Raw genomic sequence first — 20,106 nt, forward strand, 5'->3', positions numbered from 1 at the left:
ATCGGAAAACGCGCGAGGTGGGCGACGTCATGTCGATCCTCTACAGACACGCCTCCAGCAGCGCCTTGTCGAAGCCGAACTGCTTGGCCTTGTCCAGCGTATAGGGGCGCAGGCCCGACGAGCGATACTCGCCGATGATCTTTCCGTCGGTGCCTTCGTCCAGATATTCGAAGGCGAACAGCTCCTGCGTCACGATCACCGGGCCTTCCATGCCGATCACCTCGGTGATGTTGGTCACGCGGCGGCTGCCGTCGCGCAGGCGCTTGACCTGGACGACCATGTCGACCGAGTCGGCGATCTGGCGGCTGATCGCCTCCTTGGGCACCTTGATGTCGGACATCATCACCATATTCTCCATGCGGGCCAGCGCCTCGCGCGGGGAATTGGAGTGGAGCGTGCACATCGATCCGTCATGGCCGGTGTTCATCGCGGCGAGCAGGTCGAAACATTCCGACCCGCGGATTTCGCCCAGGATGATCCGGTCGGGCCGCATGCGCAGGGCGTTCTTGACGAGGTCGCGGATGCTGATCTCGCCCTGGCCCTCAAGATTGGCGGGACGGGTTTCCAGCGGCAGCCAGTGCGGCTGTTGCAGGCGAAGCTCGGCCGCGTCCTCGATCGTCAGCACGCGCTCGCCCGGGTCGATCATCTTGGACAGGGCGTTCAGCATCGTCGTCTTGCCCGAGCCGGTGCCGCCCGAAATGACGATGTTGAACCGCGATGCCCCGGCGATCTTCAGCAGCGTCGCCATGTCCTCGCTCATCGATCCGCCGTTCGCCATCATGTCGAGCGTGATCGGCTTGGCGGAGAATTTGCGGATCGAGATGGCGGTGCCGCGAAGCGACAGCGGCGGCACGATCACGTTGACGCGGCTGCCGTCCTTCAGGCGGGCGTCGGCCAGCGGCGTGGTCTGGTCGACGCGGCGGCCGACCGAATTCACGATACGCTGCGCGACCTGGAACAGATGCTCCTCGTCGCGGAAACGGATACTGGCCAGCTCCAGCCGACCCTTCCGCTCGACATAGGTCTGCTCGGGCCCGTTCACCATGATGTCGGTGATGTCGGCGTCGGCCAGCAGCTCCTCGAGCGGTCCCAGGCCCAGAAGCTCGTCGACCAGCACCTTTTCCAGCGCGAACTGTTCGCGCCGGTTGAGCGTCAGTTTCAGCTCGGCCAGCACCTCGCCGATGATCGGGCGGAATTCCTCGGCCAGCTCGTCCTTACCCAGCGTCGCGGCGGCCTCCGGGTCGACGCGTTCGAGCAGGCGGGGGAGGACCTGTTCCTTGATGCGGTGGATCGAGGCCTCGAACCCTTCGCCGCGTGCCGGGGTCGGATCGATGGAAGCGGCCTGGCGCTCGGCGAGGCGCTGCATCGCGTCGGCGGCCGTGCCGGGCGCGGCGATCGCGCCTTCCAGTGCGGACAGTGGCGGGAATTGCGAGCCGCCACCGGGAGCGGGCGAATCGGGATCGGGGCGCGTGGTGGAACCGGAATTTGGGCCGGGGCCGTGCATCGGACGCGCGACGCCGAAGGCCGGGCGCCCACCGCCTGCGCTTCCCAAACCCTGACGGCGACCGAACGCACTCATCCCGACATTCCCCATGGCATCCGGCCATTCCCTAAATGCCAAGATTTACCATATGCCTAACCGATCCCGGTTGCAGGCGGTGGAAAGGGCGGGATATGGCCCTGTCCCGATGCTCAGCCGGTTCGTCCTTGCCGTCCTCCTGACCCTGGTCGGACTGTCGCCCGCCATGGCCGGGGCAGACGATATCGCCGCGACCGCGCGCGGCGTGGTGCGGGTCGTCACCATCGCGATGGTCGACGATCAGGTGGCCGGGTTCGGCCATGGCTCGGGCTTCGCGGTGGCGCCCAACCGCATCGTCACCAATGCCCATGTCGTCGAACTGGCCGAACGCTATCCCGACAATGTCGTGATCGGCGTCGTGCCGTCGGAGGGCAGCAAATCCTATCAGGGCCGGGTCATCGCCTATGACTCGCGCCGCGACCTGGCGCTGATCGAGGTCAGCGAGGCGAAACTGCCGCCCGTCGCCCTCTTCACCGGCCCCGTGACCGAGGGCGATCAGGTCATCGCGCTGGGTTATCCCGGCAATGTCGACCTGGCCACGGCGCAGTCGGCGGCGGACTATATTCGCCCGCTGTCACCCGTCCGGTCGCAGGGCGTCGCCTCGGGCCGTCGGGCGCTGACGGGCATCGAGGTGCTGCTGCACACCGCCAGCATCGCGCGGGGCAATTCGGGCGGACCGCTGCTCGACCCGTGCGGGCGGGTGATCGGGGTCAATTCGGCGCTGACCCGCGCCGATGACGGCGATTCGACCTTCGGCTTCGCGATCGCCGATACCGAGCTGATGGCGTTCCTGCGCGAGGCGAAACAGCCCTATGCCTCGGTCGGCGTGCCCTGCACCTCGATCGAGGAGCGGTTGCGCGAGGACAGCGCGGCGGATGCCCGCGCCGTGGTCGAGGCGGCCGCCGCCAAGCGAGAGGCGGCCAATGCGGCGGCGCTGCGCCGCGAGGAGGCGCTGAACGCCGCGCGCGGTGAGGCGGAGCGGCTGCGCGAGAATGTGATGGCGGTGGCGGCTTTGCTGCTGGTCGGCGGCGCGCTGGCGGTTGGTGGTGCCGGGCTGCTGGAGTCGCGCGGGTCGCGCCGGGCGGCGATCTGGACCGTGTCGGCGGGCGGCATCGCGATCGTTGCGGCGGTCGTGGTGTTCCTGCTGCGCCCCTCCGCCGAGATTCAGCTGCCGCGCGAGACCCTGGTGACGGCCGCGAGCGCGAATGCGCCCGGCACGGCGATCGGCCCGATGATCTGCACGCTGATCCCCGATCGCAGCCGGATCACCGTCTCCTCGACCGCCGAGACGCGGCTGGACTGGGGTGCCAAGGGCTGTGCCGATGGCCAGGTCCAGTATCTGGAGGGCGAGGGCGGCTGGCAGCGGATCATCGTGCCCGAGGACGAGCCGACCGTGACCGTCGCTCGCTTCGATCCGGTCACGCGCACCTATACCCAGACCCGCTACATGCTGCCCGCCGCCACGATGGATGCGATCCGCAAGCTGCATCAGCCCAGCACGCCCAACGCCTGCGTGAAGACCGACAAGGCGCTCCAGAATCTGGAGGGCGAACAGGCCCAGATCCGCCAGCAACTGCCGCCGCTGCCCAACGAAAAGCTGGTCTATAGCTGCCGCTCGGCCCGCTGAGTGTTCAGGGCGGGATAGCATTCATCCCCGCCTCCTTCCGTCTCCCCTGGACAGGGGAGAGGGTTAGCAAAGCTTGCCAGCCTGCTGGTTAGACCATGATGACATGAGATGGACTCACCCCTCCCCTTCAGGGGAGGGGCCGGGGGTGGGGCACCTCCGCAAGCACGCCGTCTGTGGCGAGGCCCCACCCCAACCCCTCCCCTGAAGGGGAGGGGTTGGGCTTGGTTCAACGCAATGTCATCACGGTCCAGCGCAGCCTGGGGTGAGGGGTCGAGCGAGCCATCAGCTTGCGCGCTCCGCGCTCCACCCCTCGCCCAGCTCCGACTAAGTCTTTGCTTTCGCAGAGACCAAGTCTGCGCAACCCTCTCCCCTCGTGGAGGCGAGAGGGAAAGGGGAAGGTATATGACTGCTGATAGGGCCGAAGAGGCTTGCGCCGCCGCCACCGTTTCGACGACATAACGACCCTGATCGATGCGGCTTGGGAGGGCCGGGGATGACCAAGGGGGCAATAGGCGCGCGCCGCTGGATGGCGGCCGCGATGATGACATGTCTGGGCCTGTTGGCGGCGACGCCCGCCCAGGCCGAATGGCGCGAGGCGCGGGCGAAGCATTTCATCCTCTACGGAAACATGTCCGAAGAGGCGATCCGCGCCATGGCGACGCGGCTCGAGCAGTTCGACGGTGCGCTGCGCTATCTCTACGGCAAGCCCGAGATCGACGGGCAGGAGAGCAATCCCGTCACCGTCTATGTCCTGCCCACGGTGTCGGCGGTGCGGCGGCTCTATGGAAAGGGCGGCGACCATATCGCCGGTTTCTACAACGGCGTCCCAAGCTCGGTCGCCCATCCTGCCCGGGACTTGGAAGGAGCGGCCCACTACTCTGTTTGAGCACTACGGCATACTCAGCGCCGCATCAGGCGACGAGGTGTTGCGATCACTGAAGCAGGTGGGCCACGAGTTACCGTACAAAGCTGATTGGAATAAAGTTATAATCTATCACCGATTTCTTATGCGATGCATCAATAATCGCTTGATGTAGAACGTGAGCGATTTAATAAATTAAATTACACTTATTAGTATTACGTAATATCACTTTATGATATAATGTGATTATATTATTTCGTATTTCGCTGAGTATTTGGTAGTTGGCGTATGTCCTTCGGATCGTCTGGATTGGCTGTTCTTGGATTTACGCCGTCGTCAGATCTGGATTCTCCTGAGCTTGTAACTATAACATCGTCATCCGAGGTTTGCTGACTTTTTTGCTGTGTGGAAACTGTTTGATTATCCCGCTGGGAGAGGGTCTGAGGTGGTGGCGATAGGGTGGAGCCTAAAGCCAAAAGGCTGGTTAAAAGATAGTTATAATACATATGCATTCCCTATCTTAAAGTATGATTTGGAAGTGCATTCGGCCCCCCGAAAAATTTTCATAAGTGAGGGAAAAGAGTCAATAGAAATTATTAGAATGTCATGATTCTGTGAATGGCATTTTAGGATTTGCATTAAATATTAAAGGTCTGTGTAATTTTTTTTGGCTTACTGGTGTTGCAGTGGCGTAAATAATCTGTGTATTTGGACTGGGATCAAAAAACGGGGTGATGCGCTGGGTCGGCTAGGGGGCGGTCGATTTAATCATGGCGACCCTGACGGTGATCAAGGCTTTTGGGAGGGCGGTCGGAGAAGGCTTCGTCCTGCAAGGACCCCGCGCGGTGGAACGAGGCGCGCAGCTGGATCATCCGTGCCAACCGTGCCGATCCCAACGCGGCCGAGCCGCTGGCGGTCTTCTACAGCAGTTTCCGTATGGCGGGCGAGCGTCCGCGCGAATCGGCGGTGAACGGGCTGGAACGGGCCTTCGAGCTGGTGCCACAGGATCAGGGGCTGCGCTTCATGCTAGCCAGCCAGCAGATTGCGGCCGGACAGATCGACCAGGCGAAGCGCACGCTGCGTCCGCTTGCCTATGATCCCCACGCGCGACCCGACAACCCGGCGGCGACACTGCTCGCGCTGCTCGACAGCGGCAATCAGGATGCGGTGAAGGCCGCGCTGGCCAAGGCATCGGGGGAGGACGGCAAGGAATAGCGCGGTTTGCGTATCCGGCCCTCCGTTGCGCAGGCCGATCATGTCCCTGGGGCGGCCTGCGCTGTGCCGATTTTGCTTCTCGCATATCGATCAACGGCTGCCGCGACGCGGGCGCCGACCTGGATGGTCTTGGCAAGCGTGCCGGTAGCTCTGCCTGACGCGGATCGATAAACCGGAAAGAATGGGCGTAGCGCAGAAAGCCACGGGCATAAGCCCGGCCAAATAAAACAGTCCGCCACAAGCGAACCGTCAAAACACCATCAATGTAGGAAAAATGGTGCCCAAGGGCGGGATCGAACCACCGACACTGCGATTTTCAGTCGCATGCTCTACCAACTGAGCTACTTGGGCCCACACCGCGATTGCGATTGGAGGCGTGCCTTTACGGGTGGCTTTCTCCTATGTCCAGCCCTTCTTCATCATTTTCTTTGACCGGGATGCGATAACCTTCGCCCAGCCATTGCAGAAGGTCGCGATCCTTGCACCCGCGCGAGCAGAAAGGGGCGTGGTCCGGGGCGGTCGGCTTGTCGCAAATCGGGCAGGTGGTCATGAGCGTTCCAATTGCAGGGGACGGCCGGTGCGGCGCTCCAGCGCCTCGCGCCAGGCGGGATTGGCCATCAGGCGGTCATGGACGGCGCCGGATACGGGATAGGTCGGCGCGGGGCCGGGCGGCTCGCGCTCCCATTGCCGCAGCAGCGCGCGGGCACGGGCGCCGATGGGGTCGATAGCCAGACGCTCGGGGATCGAGGCGCGGGGGCGTGGGCGGACGATCTGGAGGAAGCCGAAGCCGTTGACCGCCGTCCGCTCGAAGGGGAGGGGGAGGGCGGCGTCCAGCGCCTCCGCCACCGCCTGGCGCGGGCCCTTGCCCTCCAGCGTGGGGAAGTCGATGCCGATCGACCCTCCGATGCCGTGGCGCAGGATGCTTCCCGCCACCGCGCGGGCAGCGGCGATCGACAGCGGTTCGTGCGGGGGGGATCCGTCGACGTCGAACAAGGTCATCGCCGGGGTCGGGGTCATGCGCAGTACGCCCGCACCGAAACCGATCTCGCCGGTCGCCGCCTCGTCGAGCAGTTCGGACCAGCCCGCCGCCTCTAGGTCGTCGGGCTGATGCGGCAGGATTTCACGCACGGGAAAGCCCGTCGCGGCAATTCGTGCGCGCAGATCGAGGCCGGAGGCGGCGCACGCGTCTTCGGGGGCGAGCTGTGCCTTGGACAGCTTGGCGCGGCCGCGCTCGGGAATCGCCTCGCGCGTGACGATGACGGTCAGCGCGGCCCCCTGCGTCATGCCCTTCGGCACCGGCGACAGCAGCACGTCGCCGCCCTGACTCAACGTCACCCGCCCCTGTCGACCGGGGAGCAGCTCGACCAGCCGCCCTTCGGCCACCGTGCCGACGGTCAGTGTGCCGGTCAGCTCGATCGCGGCCTGGACGATGCGGCCATCCTCGACCAGCGCGGCACGGGCCTCGCCAATCCCGGCCTCATAGAGCCATTCAGACAAGCGGCAGCCCGGCGGCTTTCAACAGGGCGCGGGTTTCGAACAGCGGCAGGCCGATGACGCCGGAATGCGACCCTTGCAGGAAGCGCACGAACGCCTCGGCGCGGCCCTGGATGGCATAGCCCCCGGCCTTGCCCAGCCCTTCGCCACACGCGATGTATGCGTCGATTTCGTCGTCGGAGAGCGGCTTGAACGCCACGATGGTGTCGGCCAGCCGGGTGCGCGCCTTGCCGGTGGCGTCGATCACGCACACGGCGGACAGTGCATGGTGCCGCCGCCCGGACATCAGGCGCAGCAGCTTGCGCTGGACGTCCTCGGTCTCGGCGGGGGGCAGGATGCGACGGCCCAGCGCGATGGTGGTATCGCCCGCGACGACGATCTCGCCGTCCGCACGGTCAACCGCGTGCGCCTTTTCCACCGCCAGCCGCAGCGCGTAGACGCGGGGCAACTCGGCGGGGCGGGGGGCTTCGTCGATATCGGGCGAGGCGACTCGGTCGGGCACGACTCCCAGCCGCGCCAGCAGATCGCGGCGGCGCGGGGAGGAGGATGCAAGGACGAGCGGCATGTGGGGCCGGTCGCTCACTTGAAGCGGTAGGTGATCCGGCCCTTGGTCAGGTCGTACGGCGTCAGCTCGACGAGCACTTCGTCGCCGACCAGCACGCGGATGCGGTTCTTGCGCATCTTGCCCGCCGTATGTCCCAGGATCTCGTGATCATTCTCGAGCTGGACGCGGAACATCGCGTTGGGGAGGAGTTCCACCACGCGGCCGCGCATCTCGAGCAGTTCTTCCTTGGCCAAAAAATACCTCGGTTCGTCGTGTTATAGGGTATGTCGAAGAGGCGCCGCCATAGCCGCAATGGGCCGAAAAGGAAAGGCACGCCGAATCAGCCCTCGATATGGGGTTGGTGAGGGGTTGGGGCAAGGCGTTTGCATCCATCAATTCCTCCCCTGCAAGGGGAGGGGTGTCACCCGCGGTGAGTGAAGTCTTCCCTCGCCGAGCAGGACACCCCTCCGTCAGGCCTTCGGCCTGCCACCTCCCCTTGCAGGGGAGGAATTGGGACCGTCACGCCGGGTTATATTTTTCCAGGAACGCGGCCATTGCCTTCAGGAATTCCAGCCGGTCCTCGGCGCGGGTGAAGTGGTGGTCGGCCAGCGGCTGTTCGATATAGTTCACCGGCTTGCCTGCCGCCTTCAGCGCGGACACCATCATGCGCGACTGGTTGACCGGGACTCGTTTGTCCTCCTTGCCGTGGACGATCAGCAGGGGAATCGCCATGTCGGCCGCGCCGAAGCGGGGCGAGACGGCGTGATAGTCGGGGGCCTGTTTCTGCAGCCAGTCGGCACGCGTCTTGCCGAACAGGAAACGCGAATCGTACCGCTTCATCGCCTGAAGATCGGACACGCCAGCATAGGACACCGCGCAGCGATAGAGCGCACTGTTGCGCTGGGCCGCACGCATCGCGGCATAGCCGCCATAGGAGGCCCCGACCATGCAGGCGCGCTTGGGGTCGGCGATGCCTTCCTTGGCCAGCCAGGCGACCGCATCGTCCAGATCGTCCTGCATCTTCAGGCCCCATTCGCCCTGCCCCTTCTTGGCAAAGGCGGTGCCATAGCCCGAGGAACCACGATAATTGGGCTGGATCACCGCATAGCCCAGTTCGGCCAGATACTGGCTCCACCAGTCCCAGCTTTCGGCGTCGCGGGCAAAGGGGCCGCCATGCGGCATGACGATCAGCGGCAGATTCCTGGTCCCGCGTCCGCGCGGCATGGTCAGGATCGCCTCGATCGAGGTGCCGTCGCGTGCCGGATAGCGCAGGGTGCGGACCGGCGACAGCCGCTGGCCCTTCAACTGGGGATTGGCCCAGGACAGGAACTGCATGTTGCCGTAATCGGTATCCCAGTAATAAAGCGACCCCGCCGAGGACGGGCTGCTGACCGTCACCAGGAAGCGGGTGCGGGCGGTGTTCCAGGACACGATCTCAGCGCGGCGCGGCGCCACCGATTTGTCGAGCGCCGCCTGCAATTCCTTGATCCGCGGATCGGTCCAGGCGTCGTGATAATATTGGTCGGTGTAGCGGATCGCCGAAATATCGTCGCCCGAAGCGGTCTTGATGATGCCGTCGATGTCATAGCCGGTGACGGTGCTGAGCTTGCGACCCAGCTTCAGGTCGGGCAGCGAAACCTCGTACAGCGCGTCATATCCGTCGCTGTCATCGATCGCCAGCGCGGTGCCGTCGGTACGAAAGACGCTGGGCACCAGGACCGATTCGTCCTTGCGGCCATTAGCGCGTGCGATGGTGCGGAAGGGCTCGGCATTGGACTGGCGATAGAGGATGCTCTTTTGACGGGTGTCGTCGCTATAGCGGACGCCCATGCGCAACTGGCCCTGGCCATCGGCATACCAGTCCCACACATCGGTCTGCCCGTTCGCGATCCGCTTGACCCGCCCGGTCGAGACGTCCGCTTCGTAGACGGAAGGATAGACCTCGGACATGGAATAGATGCCGGTCGATTTGGCGAACAGCAGGCGCGGGGTGCCGTCATGTGCGGTCCACAGCACCTCGTCGGCGCGGAAGCCCGAATTGTCCCAGTCGATCTTCACCATCTTCGTCATGTCGGCGCGGACGCCGATCAGACGGGTGACATAATATTCCTCGCCCTGGATCGTGTCCTGGCTGCCCAGCCCGACGACCAGCCATTCGTCATTGACCCAGCGCCACCAATTGACGTCGACCTTGTCGCTGAGCGCGGCCAGCGCGGTCTTTCCCTGGCCTTTAATCAGCGGGGCGACCATCAGATATTGCTTGCCGTTCAGCGCCCGCTTGCCCGCGATGCGGGTGCCGTCGGGCGACAGGGCAGGCCCCTCGAACTCGGGCAGCGCGGCAAAGGCCTCGACCGGCAGAGGGCCCGATGCGGCGGTTGGGCTGGCAGGAGTTGGGGCGGGCGGTGTTTGGTCCGCATTCTGCGTCATGCCCGTCAGCGTCATCAATGCGAGCGCCGTCACCGACGCGCCCAGCTTCCTTACCTCACGCATTCCCGATCCCCCCATGTCGGCACCACTCCCCAGGGGCCGAACCGATCCAGATTAACAGCGTAACGAAGGGAGGAAAGGGGATTCAGCGTTCGGGGCGGTGTTCATAGCCCCAGCGGGGCGGCAGCAGGATCGGCTTTCCCGAGTCGGTCAGGGTCAGGCCATGGCCGGGCGCGAAACTGCCGACGCGCGTGGCGGCGACCGGCGGTGTGATCCCGGCGGGCAGGGCGAAGAGCAGTTCGTAATCGTCCCCGGCGGTCGCGGCGGCCAGTCGTGCCGCCCGGTCTGTGCCGCCGAACGCCCGCGCCTCCTCGGACAGCGGGACCCTGTCGAGCTCGACCGTCACCGCCAGCCCGCTGGCCCGCGCCATTCGGCCTGCGTCGATCAGCAGGCCGTCTGACACGTCCATCATCGCATGGACGACGGGGCCGAGCGCACGGCCCTCGATCAGGCGAGGATAGGGGCGGCGATAGGCGTCGCGCAGTGCGATCGGCCCATGGCCCGCCTGCGCGATCGCCAGGCCCAGACCGGCATCGCCGATCGTGCCCGTGACCCACAGCGCGTCCCCCGCTTTGGCGCCATCGCGGGCGGGGGCGGCGGCATCGCGACCGAAGGCGGTGAGCGTCAGGCTGCGCGGCCCCCGCTTTGACACCGTATCGCCGCCGATCAGCCGCGCGTCGAAATGGTTCAGGACCGCCGCCAGACCATCCAGAAAGGCGCGGTCCCAGACGGGATCACCCAACGGATAGTTGAGCAGCACCCCCTCGACCAACGCCCCCTTGGCGGCCAGGTCGGACAGGTTGGTGGCGACCAGCTTCCACGCCATATCGGCGGGCGGGTCGTGGGGCAGGAAATGTACGCCTTCGACCAGCGTGTCGGTGGTGACCACCAACGGCGCGGCGGTCAGCACCGCACTGTCGTCGATCAGTCCGCGCGCACCGGGATGCAGCGGCATCCGGCGCAACGCGGCAATGAAGTCCGCCTCGTTCATCGGGGCGGTCGGGCGTTACGCCCGCGCGACCTTGGCGATCGCGTCGAGCAGGCCGTTGACGAAGCCCGATTCGCGCTTTTCGTAAAAGGCGTGAGCGACATCGACATATTCGCTGATGACCGCGCCGACCGGCACGTCATGGCGTGCGATCAGTTCGTAGGTCCCGGCGCGCAGGATCGCCTTCATCGGCTTGTCGAGACGGTTGAGCGTCCAGCCCTTGGCCAGCTTGCCCTCGATCATCACGTCGATCTCGTCCAGGCGCGCCTGCACGCCCTTCACGACATCGTCGAAGAAATCGATATCGGCATCGGCATATTCGACATCCTCGATGGTCGCGCCGATGCGGTGATTGTGGAATTCGTGGAGCAAAGCCGCCAGCGGGGTCTGTTCCATGTCATGCTGATAAAGCGCCTGAACGGCGGCAAGGCGCGCGGCGGCGCGCGCCTGGGTACGGGCTGGAGGACGAGTCATTGGCGGGCCTTTACCGGGCTGTCGTCAATCCGTCACGTGTTTTGGGTGAGGGGGCGTGGACGAGGCCTTCGACTTCGCTCAGGCTGAACGGAGGTTAGGAACCGGGCCGGATACCAAAACCCCGTTCAGCCTGAGCGAAGTCGAAGGCCAAGGGCCGGACCTTTCACAATTCCCGACGGAAATACACCACCCGCTCGGTCTCCACGAACCCCAGTGCCCGGTGCAGCGCATGGCTGTCGACATTGTCGATCTCGGCATCGGAGGCGAATTCCGTACACCCTCGCGTCCGGCCCCAGTCCGCCACCGCCGCGACCAGCGCCCCGGCGACGCCCTGTCGGCGATGGTCGGGATCGACGAACAGCCCTTCTAGGAACAGCACCGGCGAAGTGTCGCAGCGATTGACGTAATCATGCCGGACCGCCGCCTCGGCAAAAGCGATCACCCGGCCATCCTCCAGCGCGACGAAATTCCCGTCGCTGTCGGGCAAATCCGCCGGATCACCCGCTTCCTTGCCCCAGAGCGCCGCCCGCAACGCCAGCCATCCTTCCCGATGCTCTGGCGCGGCGGGCGCGACGATCATCGATTGAGCCGCAGCCGCAGCGCCACCGACTTGGCGTGCGCAGGCAACCCCTCGGCATGGGCCAGCGCCACCGTCGCGGGGCCGAGTTCGTTCAGCGCCGTCTCGGTCAGGCCCAGGAAGCTCGTCCGCTTCATGAAGTCGAGCACCGACAGCCCGCTGGCGAAACGCGCGCGGCGGCCCGTGGGCAGGACGTGATTCGGCCCGGCGACATAATCGCCGATGGCTTCCGGCGTATGGCGGCCCAGGAAGACCGAGCCTGCGTGGCGCAGCCGGTCGAACAGCGCTTGCGGATCGTCCACCGCGAGTTCGAGATGCTCGGGCGCGAGTCGGTCGACCAGCGGCATGGCGGCCTCCAGCGAATCGACGACGATGATCGCGCCGTTCGCGTCCCAGGCGGTCCGCGCGACGCTGGCGGTCGCCAGTTCGGGAATCTGCCGGTCGACGGCCTCGACCACCCGCTCTGCAAAATCGGCGTCGTCGGTGAACAGGATCGACTGGGTGACGGTGTCATGCTCGGCTTGGCTCAGCAGGTCGGCGGCGATCCAGTCCGGGTCGTTCTTGCCGTCCGCGACGACGACGATCTCGGACGGGCCCGCCACCATGTCGATGCCGACCATGCCATAGACCTGGCGCTTGGCCTCCGCGACCCAGGCATTGCCGGGGCCGGTGACGACATCGACCCGCTGGATGCGCCCGGCGCCATAGGCCAGCGCGCCCACCGCCTGTGCGCCGCCGACGCGCCACACCTCGTCCACGCCCGCCAGATGGGCGGCGGCGAGGACCAGATGGTTGATCTCGCCCTTCGGCGTCGGCGTGACCATCACCAGCCGCTCGACACCGGCTACCTTGGCTGGAATCGCGTTCATCAGCAGCGAGGAGGGATAGGCCGCGCGTCCGCCGGGGACGTAGATCCCAGCCGCATCCACCGCCGTCCAGCGCGCACCCAGCCGCACGCCCTGCGCATCGACATAGTCGGTGTCGGTCGGCTTCTGCTTTTCATGATAGGCCCGGATGCGCGCGGCGGCGAGGTCGAGTGCGGCGCGCAGTTCGGGCTCCAGTGCCTCATAGGCCGCACGGCAATCGGCGGGCTCGATCCGCCAGCCGGTCTCGGCCAGGTCATGGCCGTCGAACTGCTTGGTGAAGGCCGCGACCGCCGCCTCGCCATCGTCGCGGACCGCGCGCAGGATCACCTGCACGTCGCGCGCGACATCGGCATCGCTTTCGCGCCGGGCATCGACCAGTTCGTCGAACGCGGCGGCGAAGCCCGGTTCCTGCGTATCGAGACGGATCATGCGGCTTCCCTCTCGGCCACCGCGCGGCGGAACGCCTCGACCAGTGGCACGACCTGCGCACGCGTCTTCATCGCGGCGCGGTTGACGACCAGGCGCGAGGTGACCTCCTCGATCACCTCCACCTCGACCAGCCCGTTTTCCTTCAGCGTACGGCCCGAGGACACCAGGTCGACGATGCGCGGCGCCAGGCCCAAAGTCGGGGCCAACTCCATCGCACCGTTCAGCTTGACGCACTCCGCCTGTACCCCGCGCGCGGCGAAGTGGCGGCTGGTGATATGCGGATATTTGGTCGCGACGCGGACATGGCTCCACCCGCGCGGATCATCGCTCTCCGCCATCGCGGCGGGCTCGGCGACCGAGATGCGGCAATGGCCGATCTTCAGGTCGACGGGCGCGTAAAGCTCGGAATAGCCGAATTCGGACAGCACGTCCGATCCGACGATGCCCAGCTGCGCCGCGCCATGCGCAACGAAGGTGGCGACGTCGAAGGCGCGGACGCGGATCAGCTCGATGCCGGGGACATCGGTGGCGAAGCGCAGCGCGCGGCTGTCCTTGTCGGTGAAGGCCGGTTCGGGCCGGATGCCGGCGGCGGCGAGCAACGGCAGCGCCTCGGCCAGGATGCGTCCCTTGGGGACGGCGATGATCAGCGGTTGGGCCATGAGGATCGGGGGCTTAACCCCCGCCACCGGGGATCGCAATTCTTATCCTCCCCGGTACGGGGAGGGGGACCATCCGCAGGATGGTGGAGGGGGCGTGCCGCGAGGGACGTTCCGCGCGGCGGCCCCCCTTCGTCAGGCCTGCGGCCTGCCACCTCCCCGTGCCGGGGAGGATTTGAGGCCGTTACACCTTCGCGGCGTAGATCATCCGGCCGGGGCCGAGATTGGCGAACACGCGGTCCAGGTCGTTCTCGCCGACCGCGAAGCAGCCCTGGCTGCGGCCCAGCATCCCGTGGCTGCGGATCATGTCGCGATTGGCGTACCAGGCCGAGTGGATCACGATCGCACGACCCAGCGCATTGTCGTTGGTGGGGTCCAGCCCGACCAGACGCTGCGACCGGCCATGCTTGCCGACATAATAATTGTCGGTCAGGAAGGCGCCCTCGCTGCTGGCGTTCGAATTGAACGCGTTGGAGAAGCGCTGGACATAGCCGCTGTGCGACGGGTCCGACCCGCTGCCGTGCGAGACGAGCAGCGAGGTGCTCTTGCCGCTGATCAGATCGACCAGGTGGAGGCGCGGTTCGGACGAGCCGACCGCGAAATCGACGATCGCCATCCGGTCGCGCTGCCGCACCTGCGAACCATGTTTCTGTAGCGAGGCCATCGCCTGACGCAGCAGCGCCGGACGGACGACCCGCGACGAGGCCAGGATCGCCTGCGGCACTGCCGGAACGGTCGGACGGCTCGGGATCGGAGGCTGGCGCACCGGGCGAAGATCGCCCGCCGTCAGCCGTCCCCGGGCACTCACCGCCCCCGGAACCGCCAATGCCCCGGCGAGCACCAGCGCGTTCTTCAACAGCGCGCGCCGACCCGGCGCCGCGTCCAGATTATCGTGCATTTTGGTCCTTCAACCCCAGAATTCCCGCAAAACCTATGTAGCAAAGGTCAGGCCATTTTTCTGCCCATCGGCCCATCGGTTGATCGCTTGGTTCCATCGATTCAGCGAAAGTTCCGTCGCAGCGCAAAAATTTTCGCTTGGCACCAATTGTCGCTTGACGGGTTTAATATTTTGTGAACTCGCCAAGGAAAAGGGATATGAAGGCTCTCGCTTTTGCCGCCCTGCTGGGTGCTACGACGCTGGGTTTCGCCGCACCGGCGCTTGCCGAGGACGGGCCGGGGACCGCCACGGTGGCACAGGCCGCCTCCGCTCTTGCCCCCAATCGATTCGTCTGGGCCGACCCGCAGATGACGGCGGTCGATCCAATCGCGCAACCGGTGACGGTGGTGGTCAGCATTCCGATGCAGCGCGCCTATGTCTATCGGGGCGACACGATGGTCGCGGCGGCTGCGGTGTCGACCGGCAAGGACGGCAAGGATACGCCCGTCGGCGTCTTCCCGATCCTTCAGAAGCGCGAGATGCATCGCAGCAACCTGTATAATTCGGCGCCCATGCCGTTCATGCAGCGCCTGACCTGGGATGGTGTCGCGCTTCATGCGGGCAACAATCCCGGTTTTCCCGACTCGCATGGCTGCATCCGACTGCCTGCGGCCTTTGCGAAGAAGCTGTTTTCGATCACCTCGGTGGGGACGACCGTGATCGTCACCGATCAGATGGTCGGGGATCATTTCGACCCGGCACTGTTGCAGACGGAGGCCAGCCAGGCGAACGAGGCGCAATTGGCGTCGTTGTCGCGGTGAGGTTCGAGCGTGGCCTTCGACTACGCTCAGGCTGAACAGGACTTGGTATTAAAGGCTGTTCACGCTGAGCGAAGTCGAAGCGCACGGGCCAACTGGGCGGCTAGGTCACCAATCCCAATGCCCGAAGCTGAGGCCGAAGCGTCGCTTCGTCCGTGAAGTGCAGCGCATGAATGCCCAACGCCGCTGCCGCATCGATGTTCGCACGATTGTCGTCGATAAATACCGCCTGCCCCGGCTCCAGCCCGAATCGGGCGAGCGCGAGGCGGTAGATGGCGGGATCGGGCTTCACCAGCTTTTCGGCGCCCGACACCACGATATCGCGGAATCGATCGAACAGCGCCGATTCGCGCACACGAAAGGGCGGCCAGAATTCATGGCTGAAGTTCGTGATCGCGAACAGGGGCACGCCCGCCGCATCCAGTTCGGCGACGAGTTCGTGCATCCCGGCAATCGGATCGCCGATGCTGTCGCTGAAGCGCGGGCCCCAGGCGGCGATCAGTTCCCGATGCTGCGGGTGCAGCGCGATCAGCTCCGCCGAGGTGTCGGCGAAGTCGCGGCCCGCATCATGCTGGAAATGCCACTCGGTGGTGACGACGTCGCGCACAAATGCATCGAGCGCCCGATCGTCTGCGATCAGGCGCCGATACAGGATCCGGGGATCCCAGTCGTAAAGCACACGACCGACGTCGAAGATGACGGCGGTCGGCCGATCGGCGCGCGTCACGGACTGTTCATCCGTCACGTTCGATTCGATCGGCATCAGGGCTGATTAGCCCTGGCGCGCCTTGAAACGACGGTTGGTCTTGTTGATGACATAGGTGCGGCCGCGACGGCGGATCACGCGGTTGTCCCGGTGACGATCCTTGAGCGACTTCAGGGAATTGCGGATCTTCATGATCGATTCGCTTCTTTTGAACTGGAGGGTGATCTGGAAAGCGTCGCCGCCTAGTGGCAACCGGCACTTAAGTCAAGGTTCCGGCATGACGGATGGGTCATGATCGCCGCGCCCTCTTCCGCCGCCGGATCATCCCTCATATGTCATGCGTTGCCCATCCGTAACATCTCAAGGTCTTCGACGCATGAAAGCCCGCTCGCTCCTGATCCTCGCGGCTGCCGCCGGAACGCTGGCCGCCTGTTCCACCACGGGCGGGCGCCTGCCGCCGACCGAGGTGATCCGCTATCATCTGGGGCAGCCGATCGCGCGCGGCACCATCCGGGTCGAGCCGCTGTCGGCCACCGGCCCGGCCAGCATCGAGTTCAAGACCTATGCCGCCGCGGTCGAAACCGCGCTGCTGCGCAACGGCTATTCGCTGGCGCAGGGCGATGCGCAGCCCGACTTCATCGCGACCGTGAACTTCACCCGCGCCAACCGGCTGGGCCCGCCGCGACCCTCGCCCTTCTCGATCGGTCTGGGCGGCGGCAGCTTCTCGGGCGGTCGTGGCGGCGGCGTGGGGCTGGGCGGGGGGCTGAGCTTCCCGATCGGCAAGAGCCAGCCGCAGGAGATCATCGGCACCGAATTGTCGGTCCAGATCAAGCGCCGCGTGGACCAGTCGCCCATCTGGGAAGGCAGCGCGCGCAACATCGCGCCGGTTCAGGCCCTCGCCAAGCTGGACGCGCAGGCGCAGGCCGCCAAGCTCGCCGATGCGCTGTTCACCAAATTCCCCGGCGAATCGGGCCGCACGATCGAGGTGAAGTAAGGCGATGACCCTGACCATCAATGCGTCCTTCGACGGCGGCAATATCCGCGTGGTGGCGATCGAGGGCGACCGGGTCGACCTGGAGATCGTCAAGGACAAGGATTCCGACTTCTACCAGTGGTTCTATTTCCGGGTCGGCGGCGCGAAGGGACGGACGCTGACCTTCCGCATCCTGAACGGGGCGGATTCGGCCTTTCCCGATGGCTGGCCAAACTATCAGGTTCGTGCCTCGACCGACCGGCAGGAATGGCGGATGACGCCGACCCGCTATGCGGGCGGCGTGTTGGAATGGCAGTGGACAGGCGAGTCGGACGTCACGTGGTTCGCCTATTTCGAGCCCTATACGATGGAACGTCACCACGATCTGATCGCGCGAATCGCCGCGAAGGGCGTTCATCACGAAGAGATCGGCCAGAGCCTGGACGGCCAGCCGATCGACTATTTCCGCCTCGGCTCCGGCCCGAAGCAGGTGTGGCTCTATGCCCGCCAGCATCCGGGCGAATCGATGGCCGAATGGTGGATGGAGGGCGCGCTCGACTGGCTGACCGGCCCGGCGGCCGAGTCGCTGCTGGCGGCGGCGACGGTCCATGTCGTGCCCAACATGAACCCCGATGGCACGCGACGCGGGCATCTGCGCACCAATGCGGCGGGTGTGAACCTCAACCGCGAATGGCACGAGCCGACGCCCGAGCGCAGCCCCGAAGTGCTGTGCGTCCGCAACCGCATGGACCAGACCGGCGTCGATTTCGCGATCGACGCGCATGGCGACGAGGCGATTCCGGCCAACTTCATCGCCGGGTTCGAGGGCATTCCGAGCTGGACCGAGGAACATGGCGCCAAATTCTATGAATTCGGCCGCCGTCTGGCCGCGCATACGCCCGATTTCCAGACCCAGATGGGCTATGAGAAGTCGAGCGCGGGCAATGCGAATCTTGCCATGTCGACCAACCAGCTCGCCGAGCGATTCGGTGCGGTGTCGGTGACGCTGGAAATGCCGTTCAAGGACCATGCCGCGAATCCGGACCGCGTCCATGGCTGGTCCGGAGAGCGTTCGGCCAAGCTGGGCGTGTCGTGCCTGGAGGTGCTGTCGGAGATGATCGGGGATATTTGATCGCGGTTTTGGGAAGCCCTTGGGAGAGGGTTTCCCTTGGCCTTCGACTTCGCTCAGGCTGAACGGCGGTTGGGGCAAAAATGTAAACCCCCTCGCTCCGTTCAGCCTGAGCGAAGTCGAAGGCCACGTCCCGAGCCTCGCCAAATTACCGGCGTACCCCCTGCGCCGCCAGATAGCCGTCCAACTCCGCCAAGACCCGCTCCAGTCCGGCTCTATCCCCGGCCTCGGCGCGCACGGTCAGCGCGGCCTGCGTGTTCGACGCCCGTAGCAGCCACCAGCCATCCGCCGTCCGCACCCGGACGCCATCGGTATCGTTGACCTCGGCCCCATCCCGAGCCAGCGCCGCCGCCACCCGGTTCACGATGGCGAACTTGTCCGCCTCGGCCACCGCGATCCGCGTTTCGGGAATATCGACCATCGGGGGCATCGCGCCGCGCAGTTCGGTCATCGAGCGGCCCGCCAGATGGACGCTGCGGATCAGGCGGATCGCTGCATAATGGGCATCGTCGAATCCATACCATTCGCCCGCGAAGAACATATGCCCCGACATCTCGCCGCCCAGCGGGGCTGCGGTCTCCAGCATCTTGGTCTTCATCAGGCTGTGGCCGGTCTTCCACATGACCGGCCGTCCACCCAGCGCCTCGATATGGTCGAACAGCGCCTGGCTGGCCTTCACGTCCGCGACGATCGGGGCGCCCGGATGCTCGGTCAGGGCAGGGCCCGCCAGCAGCATCAATATCTGGTCGCCCCAGATCACCCGTCCCTGTCCGTCGATCGCGCCGATCCGGTCGCCATCGCCGTCGAAAGCGAATCCGAAATCGAGGCGTCTGTCCGCCACCAGCGCCTTCAATGCGTCTAGATTGGCCTCGACCGTCGGATCGGGGTGATGATGCGGGAAATGACCATCCACATCGGTGAACAGCGTATGATGCTCACCCGGCAAGCGCTGGACCAGCTTTTCGATGACGGGGCCCGCCGCGCCGCTGCCGCAATCCCAACCGATGCGATATTCACCGCCCGCATAACCGGCCAGCAGCCGGTCGACATAGGCGTCGAGGATATCGACCTGCTCGACGCTCCCCGCACCCTGGGTCCAGTCGCGCGCCGCCGCCATGCGCGCCAGGTCCTGGACATCCTCGCCGAAAAAGGGGCGATGGCGCAGCACCATCTTGAAGCCGTTGTCGTCGCGGGGATTATGGCTGCCCGTTACCTGTACGGCGCCGTCCACCCCTAACGTCGCTTCGGCGAAATAGACCATCGGCGTGGGGCCCAGGCCGATGCGTACGACATCGACACCGCTGTCGGTCAGCCCGTCGACCAGCGCGGCCTCCAACATAGGGGAACTCAGCCGCCCGTCGCGCCCGACGACGACGCGGGTGCCGCCCGCCCGCCGTACCCGTGTGGCGAAGCCGCGCCCGACCGCATAGGCCGCGCCCTCATCCAGCGTCTCGGGCACGGTGCCGCGCACGTCATATTCGCGGCAGGCGCTGGGGTGGATCGCGGCGATTCGCTCGGCCCCAGGATCAGGCGTCACGGCGCGCCAGCAACAGGTCGCGCGCGGCGTTGACCCGCCGCGTCAGGTCGGCCGAGCCGCCGCGATCGGGATGGACCTGCCCGATCAGGCGACGATGCGCCTGGCGAATCGCGTCGGCATCCGCGCCCGGCGGCAGGTCCAGGATCGCCAGCGCGTCCGCCTCGTCACGCGGCAGCCGGGGTGCGAGTTTCGGCTTGGTCGGGCGAGGCATGTAACGCCACACCAGCCAGATGACCGCCAGCGCGATCAGCCATTTCATGCGGCCCCC

Annotated in this window: 22 protein-coding genes and 1 tRNA gene; 6 read left to right on the top strand and 17 right to left on the bottom strand. The window is 65.8% G+C overall.

What is annotated here, in order from left to right; genetic code table 11:
- Positions 1 to 40: 40 nt before the first annotated feature.
- Entirely contained in the window at positions 41 to 1,579 is a 1,539-nt protein-coding gene (locus tag ACWKSV_RS16285; protein ID WP_076717907.1) for a TadA family conjugal transfer-associated ATPase, read from the bottom strand.
- A gap of 52 nt (positions 1,580 to 1,631) precedes the next feature.
- Here ACWKSV_RS16285 and ACWKSV_RS16290 point away from each other — a divergent pair, with 52 nt between their 5' ends.
- The 3 genes from ACWKSV_RS16290 to ACWKSV_RS16300 all read left to right on the top strand — a co-directional run bounded on the left by ACWKSV_RS16290 (position 1,632) and on the right by ACWKSV_RS16300 (position 5,283).
- Complete coding sequence (locus ACWKSV_RS16290) at positions 1,632 to 3,206, top strand: S1C family serine protease (protein WP_237243524.1); 1,575 nt, start codon at positions 1,632 to 1,634, stop codon at positions 3,204 to 3,206.
- A gap of 493 nt (positions 3,207 to 3,699) precedes the next feature.
- Positions 3,700 to 4,092 (top strand): hypothetical protein, encoded by a 393-nt coding sequence (locus ACWKSV_RS16295; RefSeq protein WP_191864566.1) that lies wholly within the window; start codon positions 3,700 to 3,702, stop codon positions 4,090 to 4,092.
- Between the two features lie 774 nt (positions 4,093 to 4,866).
- The gene (locus ACWKSV_RS16300) at positions 4,867 to 5,283 is read left to right on the top strand and encodes a tetratricopeptide repeat protein (protein WP_083706544.1); all 417 of its coding nucleotides are present in this window, start codon (positions 4,867 to 4,869) and stop codon (positions 5,281 to 5,283) included.
- A gap of 275 nt (positions 5,284 to 5,558) precedes the next feature.
- Here the strand turns inward: ACWKSV_RS16300 and ACWKSV_RS16305 are convergent.
- The 12 genes from ACWKSV_RS16305 to ACWKSV_RS16360 all read right to left on the bottom strand — a co-directional run bounded on the left by ACWKSV_RS16305 (position 5,559) and on the right by ACWKSV_RS16360 (position 14,696).
- Positions 5,559 to 5,634, bottom strand: a tRNA-Phe gene (locus ACWKSV_RS16305).
- 31 nt (positions 5,635 to 5,665) lie between these two features.
- Positions 5,666 to 5,833 carry a DNA gyrase inhibitor YacG gene (locus tag ACWKSV_RS16310; protein WP_076714963.1) on the bottom strand — a complete coding sequence of 56 codons (168 nt, stop codon included), beginning with the start codon at positions 5,831 to 5,833 and terminating at the stop codon, positions 5,666 to 5,668.
- Positions 5,830 to 6,780, bottom strand: a complete 951-nt coding sequence (locus tag ACWKSV_RS16315) for an Rne/Rng family ribonuclease (protein ID WP_076714965.1) — start codon at positions 6,778 to 6,780, stop codon at positions 5,830 to 5,832. Before ACWKSV_RS16315 ends, ACWKSV_RS16310 begins: the two co-directional genes overlap by 4 nt.
- On the bottom strand, positions 6,773 to 7,342 hold the full coding sequence (locus tag ACWKSV_RS16320) for a Maf family protein (protein WP_056430646.1): 570 nt from the start codon (positions 7,340 to 7,342) through the stop codon (positions 6,773 to 6,775). The genes ACWKSV_RS16315 and ACWKSV_RS16320 overlap by 8 nt, the downstream gene beginning before the upstream one ends.
- A gap of 14 nt (positions 7,343 to 7,356) precedes the next feature.
- Positions 7,357 to 7,575, bottom strand: a complete 219-nt coding sequence (gene infA, locus ACWKSV_RS16325) for a translation initiation factor IF-1 (RefSeq protein ID WP_007403889.1) — start codon at positions 7,573 to 7,575, stop codon at positions 7,357 to 7,359.
- A 265-nt stretch (positions 7,576 to 7,840) separates the two neighbouring features.
- On the bottom strand, positions 7,841 to 9,811 hold the full coding sequence (locus ACWKSV_RS16330; RefSeq protein WP_076714967.1) for an alpha/beta hydrolase family protein: 1,971 nt from the start codon (positions 9,809 to 9,811) through the stop codon (positions 7,841 to 7,843).
- Between the two features lie 82 nt (positions 9,812 to 9,893).
- Entirely contained in the window at positions 9,894 to 10,799 is a 906-nt protein-coding gene (gene thiL / locus ACWKSV_RS16335; RefSeq protein WP_076714969.1) for a thiamine-phosphate kinase, read from the bottom strand.
- A 15-nt stretch (positions 10,800 to 10,814) separates the two neighbouring features.
- Positions 10,815 to 11,270, bottom strand: a complete 456-nt coding sequence (gene nusB / locus ACWKSV_RS16340; RefSeq protein ID WP_076714971.1) for a transcription antitermination factor NusB — start codon at positions 11,268 to 11,270, stop codon at positions 10,815 to 10,817.
- A 163-nt stretch (positions 11,271 to 11,433) separates the two neighbouring features.
- On the bottom strand, positions 11,434 to 11,850 hold the full coding sequence (gene aac(6'), locus ACWKSV_RS16345) for an aminoglycoside 6'-N-acetyltransferase (RefSeq protein ID WP_076714973.1): 417 nt from the start codon (positions 11,848 to 11,850) through the stop codon (positions 11,434 to 11,436).
- Positions 11,847 to 13,142 (bottom strand): histidinol dehydrogenase, encoded by a 1,296-nt coding sequence (gene hisD / locus ACWKSV_RS16350; RefSeq protein ID WP_076714975.1) that lies wholly within the window; start codon positions 13,140 to 13,142, stop codon positions 11,847 to 11,849. The genes aac(6') and hisD overlap by 4 nt, the downstream gene beginning before the upstream one ends.
- A complete protein-coding gene (gene hisG / locus ACWKSV_RS16355; RefSeq protein ID WP_076714977.1) occupies positions 13,139 to 13,801 on the bottom strand; it encodes an ATP phosphoribosyltransferase in 663 nt (220 codons plus the stop codon). Before hisG ends, hisD begins: the two co-directional genes overlap by 4 nt.
- A gap of 181 nt (positions 13,802 to 13,982) precedes the next feature.
- Complete coding sequence (locus tag ACWKSV_RS16360) at positions 13,983 to 14,696, bottom strand: murein L,D-transpeptidase catalytic domain family protein (RefSeq protein ID WP_076714979.1); 714 nt, start codon at positions 14,694 to 14,696, stop codon at positions 13,983 to 13,985.
- A gap of 197 nt (positions 14,697 to 14,893) precedes the next feature.
- On the opposite strand from ACWKSV_RS16360, the gene ACWKSV_RS16365 reads away from it, so the two are divergent.
- Complete coding sequence (locus ACWKSV_RS16365; protein WP_076714981.1) at positions 14,894 to 15,496, top strand: L,D-transpeptidase family protein; 603 nt, start codon at positions 14,894 to 14,896, stop codon at positions 15,494 to 15,496.
- A 100-nt stretch (positions 15,497 to 15,596) separates the two neighbouring features.
- Here ACWKSV_RS16365 and ACWKSV_RS16370 read toward each other — a convergent pair whose 3' ends face one another.
- Both ACWKSV_RS16370 and ykgO read right to left on the bottom strand, forming a co-directional pair.
- A complete protein-coding gene (locus ACWKSV_RS16370; RefSeq protein ID WP_076714983.1) occupies positions 15,597 to 16,256 on the bottom strand; it encodes an HAD family hydrolase in 660 nt (219 codons plus the stop codon).
- A gap of 9 nt (positions 16,257 to 16,265) precedes the next feature.
- Positions 16,266 to 16,391, bottom strand: a complete 126-nt coding sequence (ykgO, locus tag ACWKSV_RS16375; RefSeq protein WP_003046794.1) for a type B 50S ribosomal protein L36 — start codon at positions 16,389 to 16,391, stop codon at positions 16,266 to 16,268.
- Between the two features lie 184 nt (positions 16,392 to 16,575).
- Between ykgO and ACWKSV_RS16380 the strand changes: the two genes are divergently transcribed.
- Together ACWKSV_RS16380 and ACWKSV_RS16385 are read left to right on the top strand one after the other, a co-directional pair.
- Positions 16,576 to 17,193 carry a DUF4136 domain-containing protein gene (locus ACWKSV_RS16380; RefSeq protein ID WP_056430617.1) on the top strand — a complete coding sequence of 206 codons (618 nt, stop codon included), beginning with the start codon at positions 16,576 to 16,578 and terminating at the stop codon, positions 17,191 to 17,193.
- Between the two features lie 4 nt (positions 17,194 to 17,197).
- Positions 17,198 to 18,304: a M14 family metallopeptidase gene (locus ACWKSV_RS16385; protein WP_076714985.1), complete on the top strand. Its 1,107-nt coding sequence runs from the start codon at positions 17,198 to 17,200 to the stop codon at positions 18,302 to 18,304.
- A 145-nt stretch (positions 18,305 to 18,449) separates the two neighbouring features.
- Here the strand turns inward: ACWKSV_RS16385 and pgmG are convergent, their stop codons facing one another.
- Positions 18,450 to 19,838 (bottom strand): phosphoglucomutase/phosphomannomutase PgmG, encoded by a 1,389-nt coding sequence (gene pgmG / locus ACWKSV_RS16390; RefSeq protein WP_237243525.1) that lies wholly within the window; start codon positions 19,836 to 19,838, stop codon positions 18,450 to 18,452.
- Positions 19,828 to 20,097 (bottom strand): J domain-containing protein, encoded by a 270-nt coding sequence (locus tag ACWKSV_RS16395; protein ID WP_076714987.1) that lies wholly within the window; start codon positions 20,095 to 20,097, stop codon positions 19,828 to 19,830. The genes pgmG and ACWKSV_RS16395 overlap by 11 nt, the downstream gene beginning before the upstream one ends.
- Positions 20,098 to 20,106 lie beyond the last annotated feature (9 nt).

It is taken from the genome of Sphingomonas sp. SphC10 (assembly GCF_057004845.1).

Coding starts and splice junctions, on each gene's coding strand:
- hisG (WP_076714977.1), bottom strand. CDS start 13,801: ATGGCCCAACCGCTGATCATCGCCGTCCCCAAGGGACGCATCCTGGCC.
- ACWKSV_RS16365 (WP_076714981.1), top strand. CDS start 14,894: ATGAAGGCTCTCGCTTTTGCCGCCCTGCTGGGTGCTACGACGCTGGGT.
- ACWKSV_RS16360 (WP_076714979.1), bottom strand. CDS start 14,696: ATGCACGATAATCTGGACGCGGCGCCGGGTCGGCGCGCGCTGTTGAAG.
- ykgO (WP_003046794.1), bottom strand. CDS start 16,391: ATGAAGATCCGCAATTCCCTGAAGTCGCTCAAGGATCGTCACCGGGAC.
- ACWKSV_RS16320 (WP_056430646.1), bottom strand. CDS start 7,342: ATGCCGCTCGTCCTTGCATCCTCCTCCCCGCGCCGCCGCGATCTGCTG.
- ACWKSV_RS16295 (WP_191864566.1), top strand. CDS start 3,700: ATGACCAAGGGGGCAATAGGCGCGCGCCGCTGGATGGCGGCCGCGATG.
- thiL (WP_076714969.1), bottom strand. CDS start 10,799: ATGAACGAGGCGGACTTCATTGCCGCGTTGCGCCGGATGCCGCTGCAT.
- ACWKSV_RS16330 (WP_076714967.1), bottom strand. CDS start 9,811: ATGCGTGAGGTAAGGAAGCTGGGCGCGTCGGTGACGGCGCTCGCATTG.
- nusB (WP_076714971.1), bottom strand. CDS start 11,270: ATGACTCGTCCTCCAGCCCGTACCCAGGCGCGCGCCGCCGCGCGCCTT.
- ACWKSV_RS16285 (WP_076717907.1), bottom strand. CDS start 1,579: ATGAGTGCGTTCGGTCGCCGTCAGGGTTTGGGAAGCGCAGGCGGTGGG.
- hisD (WP_076714975.1), bottom strand. CDS start 13,142: ATGATCCGTCTCGATACGCAGGAACCGGGCTTCGCCGCCGCGTTCGAC.
- ACWKSV_RS16395 (WP_076714987.1), bottom strand. CDS start 20,097: ATGAAATGGCTGATCGCGCTGGCGGTCATCTGGCTGGTGTGGCGTTAC.
- ACWKSV_RS16385 (WP_076714985.1), top strand. CDS start 17,198: ATGACCCTGACCATCAATGCGTCCTTCGACGGCGGCAATATCCGCGTG.
- ACWKSV_RS16380 (WP_056430617.1), top strand. CDS start 16,576: ATGAAAGCCCGCTCGCTCCTGATCCTCGCGGCTGCCGCCGGAACGCTG.
- ACWKSV_RS16310 (WP_076714963.1), bottom strand. CDS start 5,833: ATGACCACCTGCCCGATTTGCGACAAGCCGACCGCCCCGGACCACGCC.
- ACWKSV_RS16290 (WP_237243524.1), top strand. CDS start 1,632: ATGCCTAACCGATCCCGGTTGCAGGCGGTGGAAAGGGCGGGATATGGC.
- ACWKSV_RS16370 (WP_076714983.1), bottom strand. CDS start 16,256: ATGCCGATCGAATCGAACGTGACGGATGAACAGTCCGTGACGCGCGCC.